This is a genomic window from Actinomycetospora chiangmaiensis DSM 45062 (genome assembly GCF_000379625.1).
Classification (GTDB): Bacteria; Actinomycetota; Actinomycetes; order Mycobacteriales; family Pseudonocardiaceae; genus Actinomycetospora; species Actinomycetospora chiangmaiensis.
On record NZ_KB903238.1, the window covers coordinates 1 to 6,430 of the forward strand.

At 71.7% G+C, this 6,430-nt stretch carries 3 protein-coding genes and 2 rRNA genes; all 5 read right to left on the bottom strand.

Going from position 1 to position 6,430, the window contains the following annotated elements; all coding sequences use genetic code 11:
* Positions 1-173, bottom strand: a 16S ribosomal RNA gene (locus tag A3CO_RS0116995); the annotation flags it as partial.
* 322 nt (positions 174-495) lie between these two features.
* The gene (locus A3CO_RS0117000) at positions 496-3,330 is read right to left on the bottom strand and encodes a hypothetical protein (protein ID WP_018333441.1); all 2,835 of its coding nucleotides are present in this window, start codon (positions 3,328-3,330) and stop codon (positions 496-498) included.
* A 52-nt stretch (positions 3,331-3,382) separates the two neighbouring features.
* Positions 3,383-5,059: an energy-dependent translational throttle protein EttA gene (gene ettA / locus A3CO_RS0117005; RefSeq protein ID WP_018333442.1), complete on the bottom strand. Its 1,677-nt coding sequence runs from the start codon at positions 5,057-5,059 to the stop codon at positions 3,383-3,385.
* A 51-nt stretch (positions 5,060-5,110) separates the two neighbouring features.
* Complete coding sequence (gene ssb / locus A3CO_RS38215) at positions 5,111-5,629, bottom strand: single-stranded DNA-binding protein (RefSeq protein WP_018333443.1); 519 nt, start codon at positions 5,627-5,629, stop codon at positions 5,111-5,113.
* A 651-nt stretch (positions 5,630-6,280) separates the two neighbouring features.
* A 5S ribosomal RNA gene (rrf, locus tag A3CO_RS0117015) occupies positions 6,281-6,397 on the bottom strand.
* Positions 6,398-6,430: the final 33 nt, after the last annotated feature.

Consider the following 6,430-nt stretch of genomic DNA (forward strand, 5'->3'; position numbering starts at 1 on the left):
ATATCCGGTATTAGACCCAGTTTCCCAGGCTTATCCCAGAGTGGAGGGCAGGTCACCCACGTGTTACTCACCCGTTCGCCGCTCGTGTACCCCGAAGGGCCTTACCGCTCGACTTGCATGTGTTAAGCACGCCGCCAGCGTTCGTCCTGAGCCAGGATCAAACTCTCCAACAAAAAACGTTAGAGACAACCAAGTCCCTGACAAAAACTAGCTACTCAAAGAAACCCCAACAAAATTGGGGCCAGAACACACAAAACGTCAGCACACTGTTGAGTTCTCAAAGGACGACCACACGAACCCGCCCACACCCACCAGATGCGGCACCGCTCGGTGTCCCGATCGAGTCACACCCTACCAGACCGACTGGAGGGCAACCTCTCGAACCTATCCCGCCGCCCGGCCCGGAGGCAACCCCCTCGCCCTGGCGACATCGAGAACATTACACGCCCCCGATCGGGGCGTTTGAGGGGGGTCCGGTTGTGGGCTTTTCGCAGCTCAGACGCGGCGCGAGCCCACTCCTGGTCCACGAGCACCGTCCTGTGCCTCCGGGCCCACGTGCCGGAAGGCGTCCATGGCCTCGGCGAGGAGGTCCGCGAGCCGGGCGCCGGATTCGGCCGGCCGACTCCGACCCGAGGTCGACGAGCCGCCCCGGGTCTCCTGAGCCGTCGTCGTGCCCGGCGGACGTCCCGAGGGGCTGTCCGACCGCGGGGCCCACCGCTGGTCCGCCGGCACGGGCATCGAGCCGGACGTGTGCCGCCTGGCCGACGGCACCGCGACCTCGGCCGCGGAGGTGGCCCCGGCGGGCGGGCCCGAGGGCGCGGCCGGACGGTCGCGTCGAGGCGGCATCGGCACGTCGGGGAGGTGGTACTCGGCCAGGACCGAGGCACGGGTGAGGGCGAGTTCCTCGTCGTACTCGTCGGTGGCGCGCGTGGTGGGGGCTCCCGGCCCGGACCCTCCGTGGTCCGTCACGTCGTCCCGGTCGGCCGACGGCGACGGTTCGGGCGTCGACCGGGTCCACGGAGCGGGACGGTGCGCGGTGGTCCCGTTCGACCGGTCCTCCGCACGTTCTCCCTCGGCGCGCGCGCCGGTGTCGGGGCGGCCTGGTCCCCAGCCCTCGGGGACATCAGCAGGCGTGGCGACCGCGCGGTGGCGGTCGAGGTCGCTCGGCGTCGTGCCGTTCCGATCGTGCGACGGCGTCTCCCGTGCTGCCGTACCGACCCGATCGGCACTCTCCGCCGAGGTGGTGAAGTACGGACCGGGCGAGGCCTGGTGGGGCGACGGAAGGCTCGATCCGACGGTGTCGGAGCCGTCGGGCGAGAGGCTTGGTTCGCGACGGCGCTCGGCCCGACCAGTGTCGAGCTCGGGCCGGCGGACCGGCCGATCGCTCGCTGCTTCGTCGCTGAACGTCGTGGTGGAGACAGGCGGCGTCGGTCCACCGTCCGGTCCGAACCGGCCCGAGCTGTCGTGTGCCACGGGTTCGGCGGACCGTCCCGTCGTCGTCTCGGCGTCGGCCGGAGCCGAGGCCTCCGGGCGGCGGGTGTCGAGGACCTCGGGTCCGAGCGGGTCCGAGAGCGGGTCGAGCAGGTCGCTCACCGAGCGCGATCCGCCGTCGCTCCGTCCGGCGGGCGCGAGGGCGGCATCCTGTTCGCTGACCTCTCCGGCCGGCGCGAACCTGTCGTCGGGAAGCGCGGAGACGGAGGCGGACACCGGGTCCGGGTCGGTCGCGGCCTTCCCTCGGCTCGGCGCGGTGGAAAAGGCGTCGAACGTCGGGCGCGTCGCCGACGCCTCCACGACCGACGACGGCGGATGGGCCGAGTGCCGGGACGGGCGGAGCGGATCCTCGGCCCGATCCCGGTCCCCGGCAGCGTCCTGCCCGTCGGAGGAGGCCTCGGGTGCCGGCTCGAGGCCCATCCCCGAGAACGCCGCCCGCGAGGAGTCGACGGAGCGGGTGAGGGAGGCGAGGAGCTCGGCCAGTTCGTCGCGCGTCGAGGACGGGCGGGCCGACTCGGGTTCCGCACCGGGAGCGGGTGCGGCAGGAACGACGGCCGGCGATGCGACGGGGGCCGGCGGCGCTTCTCCGGGCGCCTCCGACGGGATGCTGTCAGCCGTCGGCTCGGCGACGCGCGCCTCGGCCGGCGCCACCGCTGCGGCCTGCTGCCCGGCGGGGTCGTCGACCGCGCCAGCGCTGCGAGGCGCCGTGCGTACCGGCTCGTCGCTCATGACCGGCGGCGACACCGACGAGGCCTCGCGCCGTCGACGCCGTGGGGTCGAGCGCTCCGTCTCGACTGGTCCGCCTCCCCCGGTCGCCAGCAGGTCCGGGCCTTCGGCGAGCGCGGCGAGGGTGCGGAGCGCGCCGTTGACGGCGTCGCGTGCCCCCGCGTCGAGGGCGTGTCCGCGCCGGAGGGCGGAGAGGGCGCTGCCGAGGTCGCCCTCCGCCTCGGCGAGGGTGGCCGTCAGCTCCCACGCGCGCGCGGCATCGACCTGCCGTCCGCCCGCCTCGAGGTCCTCGGCCACGGCCCTCGCGACCCGGGCGCCGTCGCCGGACACGGCCGCGAGCGCCAGTCGTATCCGTCCCACCGCCGTGACGACATGGGCACCAGGGGGGCCGTCCGGGACGACGACCCGGGCACGCGCCCGGGCCTCGTCGAGACGGCCCGCCGCGACGAGGAGCTCGACGGCCTCGCCGGCCGCCGTCAGCGACCGACGGCCGCCCTCCCCCTCGGCCTCGGATGCCAGTGCTGCAGCTGCGTCGACGGCGGTGAGTGCGCCGGCGGCGTCGCCCGCACGTCGACGGGCGACGCCACGGGCGAGCGCGATGCGGGCCCGGAGCACACCGGATTCCGGTTCGGGCACCCGGTAGAGCACGGGTGACGCCTCGTCGCCGGCGGCGTCGGTGCCCGGGACGTCCCCGTCGGCCGCGCACGCCTCCGCACGGGTCGCGGACGCGGTCGCACCGACACGCGCCGAGACGTCGGAGGTGGCTCCGAGACGGTCGAGGAGACGACGGGCGAGCCGAGGGTCCCCCAGCCCGGTCGCCGCGCCGGCGAGTTCGACGAGCACGGCGGCGCCGTCGTCACGGTCCCCGCGGGCGCGAGCCTCCGCGAGCAGCGGGACGCCGCGTTCCACGACCTCCGCGTACCGGTCCGACTCCGCGAGGGACCGGACGACGGCGCGGTCGGCCGCGGCCAGAACGGTCGGGTCGTCGCCGGCGAGGCGCCGGGCATGCTCGGCCAACGACGCGCCGAGGGTGGGATCGGTCCACCGCAGACCCTCGGCGACATCGAGGACGGTGAGCGCGGACGGCCCGCCGTGCTCGCGACGTACAGCCACGACCGCTCCCTTCACGACCCGGCCGCGGGACCCTCCCGCGACCCTTCGGGACTCAGTCCCGGGTGAGCTTGCGGTGCGTGACCCGGTGCGGTCGCGCGGCCTCCTGGCCCAACCGGGCGACCTTGTTCTGCTCGTAATCCGCGAAGTTGCCCTCGAACCAGAACCACGACGCCGGGTCGTCGTCCGTGCCCTCCCAGGCGAGGATGTGCGTGCAGACGCGGTCGAGGAACCACCGGTCGTGCGAGACGACCACCGCGCAGCCCGGGAAGTTCTCCAGGGCGTTCTCGAGCGAGGAGAGCGTCTCGACGTCGAGGTCGTTCGTCGGCTCGTCGAGCAGCAGCAGGTTGCCACCCTGCTTCAGGGTCATCGCCAGGTTGAGCCGGTTGCGCTCCCCGCCGGAGAGCACGTTGACCGGCTTCTGCTGGTCGGGTCCCTTGAAGCCGAACGCGGAGACGTAGGCGCGCGACGGCATCTCGACGTTCCCGACGTGGATGTAGTCCAGCCCGTCGGAGACGACCTGCCAGACGTTCTCGCTGCCCGACAGCCCCTCGCGGTTCTGGTCGACGTAGGACAGCTTCACCGTCTCGCCGACCTTCACGGTGCCGCTGTCCGGCTGCTCGAGCCCGACGATCGTCTTGAACAGGGTCGTCTTCCCCACGCCGTTCGGACCGATGACGCCGATGATGCCGTTCGGGGGCAGCGAGAAGGACAGGTCCTTGATGAGCACGCGGCCGTCGAATCCCTTGTCGAGGTGCGACACCTCGACCACGACGTTGCCGAGCCGCGGACCCGGCGGAATCTGGATCTCCTCGAAGTCCAGCTTCCTGGTCTTCTCGGCCTCCGCCGCCATCTCCTCGTAGCGGGCCAGCCGGGAACGGCTCTTCGCCTGCCGCGCCTTTGCGCCCGACCGCACCCACGCCAGCTCGTCGGCGAGCCGCTTGCGCAGCTTCGCGTCCTTGCGGCCCTGGACGGCGACGCGTTCCGCCTTCTTCTCCAGGTAGGTCGAGTAGTTGCCCTCGTAGGGGTACGCGCGACCCCGGTCGAGCTCCAGGATCCACTCGGCGACGTTGTCGAGGAAGTACCGGTCGTGCGTGACGGCCAGGACGGCGCCCTCGTACGTCGCCAGGTGGCTCTCCAGCCACTGGACGCTCTCCGCGTCGAGGTGGTTGGTGGGCTCGTCGAGCAGCAGCAGATCCGGCTTGCTCAGCAGGAGCTTGCAGAGCGCGACGCGGCGGCGCTCGCCTCCGGACAGGTGCGTGACCGGGGAGTCCCCGGGCGGGCAGCGCAGAGCGTCCATCGCCTGGCGCAGCTGGGACTCGAGGTCCCACGCGTCGGCGTTGTCGAGGTCCTCCTGGAGCGAACCCATCTCCTCCATGAGCTCGTCGGAGTAGTCGGTGGCCATGAGCTCGGCGATCTCGTTGTACCGCGCGAGCTTCACCGCGACGTCCCCGGCGCCCTCCTGGACGTTGCCGAGGACCGTCTTCTCCTCGTTGAGCGGGGGCTCCTGCTGCAGGATCCCGACCGTGGCCTCGGGAGCGGCGAACGCGTCGCCGTTGTTGGGCTGGTCGAGTCCTGCCATGATCTTGAGAACGCTCGACTTGCCCGCGCCGTTCGGACCGACGACCCCGATCTTGGCGCCCGGCAGGAAGCTGAGCGTGACGTCGTCGAGAACCACCTTGTCGCCGTGGGCCTTGCGAACCTTCTTCATGGTGTAGATGAACTCAGCCACGCCCTCGATGGTAGTTGCCCGTGCACGCCGCTCCCCGTGCCCGGTCGTCGCTCAGCTCGCGAGGGGTTCACGCCCGAGGTCGTCGTCCGTCGGCGCGGGGGCGAGGCCGACGGCCGAGCCCGTCAGGTCCCCGTACCGCGGCGGCTCGAGGTCGTCCTCGACGGTGGTCAGGCCGGACACGTCCACGGGCCCACGCCCGTCGTCGACGTCGGCCTCCTGCAGCACCACGACCTTCGTGCACACCTTGCGCAGGTCCAGACCGACGCTCTTCGCGTCGATCTCGGTGGAGGTGCGCCGCACACCCTCCTGCTCGTAGTCGCTCGTGAAGAGCTTGCCGTGGACGACGACCGGGTCGCCCTTCGTGATGGACATCCGGACGTTCTCGGCGAGTGAGCGCCAGCACGTCACACGCACGGCGAGCCGGTTGCCGTCGTTCCAGCTGCCGCTCTGCGCGTCGAAGCGCCTCTCGTTGCTCATCAGTCGGAAGTTCGCGACGCTGCCGGTCGTGGTGCGCCGCCACGTCACATCGGTGGCCACGTTGCCGGTCACCGTCACCCAGGTCTCGTTCACAGTGCTCGTCCCCTCGTCCGCCGGTGGACCACCGGCTCCTACGGGATCGAGCGTGCCTCGCAGGCGGCGTCCGGCGGGAATGTCGCGTCGCAGCCTGTGGACTACCGACCGGCGGCATGCCGGTGGGGACAGAACGGTGCTCCGACCGGAGCAGGGCGCAGTCGTGTCGGCTCCTGTCGGTGCGGGCTGAATGGCTGCAGGTGCTCGCCGAGATGGCTTCAGACGAGGGCACGCGACGGTGGCCCAACGCAGGGGGCTCTGCGCCACGATCAGCTGCTGCGTTCTTTCGTCTCGATGCGCCGTCCGCAAGCAGGACGTGGGAGAGGTGTCCGGCAACCAGTCCGACGAGATCCGGCAGTCGGGCGCGGGCCTTGAGAAGCGACGTCCGCGAGAGTCACGAAAGGCAGGTTCCGGTGCCATCGTGCCGGCATGGTGCGCGCGGTGCGCGGCACCTGCTCGGTGCCCGCCGCGGGATCCACATGAAGCAGATTCCGGTGCAGTCACGCCTGCATGGCGTCGCCCCCAACGCGGACTTCGGTGACGAGACCGCACGCCGGTCGCCTCGAGAAGGGGCACAGAGGAAAAGGCCGTGAATGCACGGAAGCCCCCCGGTGGTGGCTGGGGGGCTTGGGTGGTGGGGGTGGTTGGGTGTTCCGGCGGTGTCCTACTCTCCCACGACCTGGCGGTCGCAGTACCATCGGCGCTGGAGGGCTTAGCTTCCGGGTTCGGGATGGGACCGGGCGTTTCCCCTCCGCTGTGGCCACCGGAACACCGAACCACCCCCACACTCGTGTGCGGGTT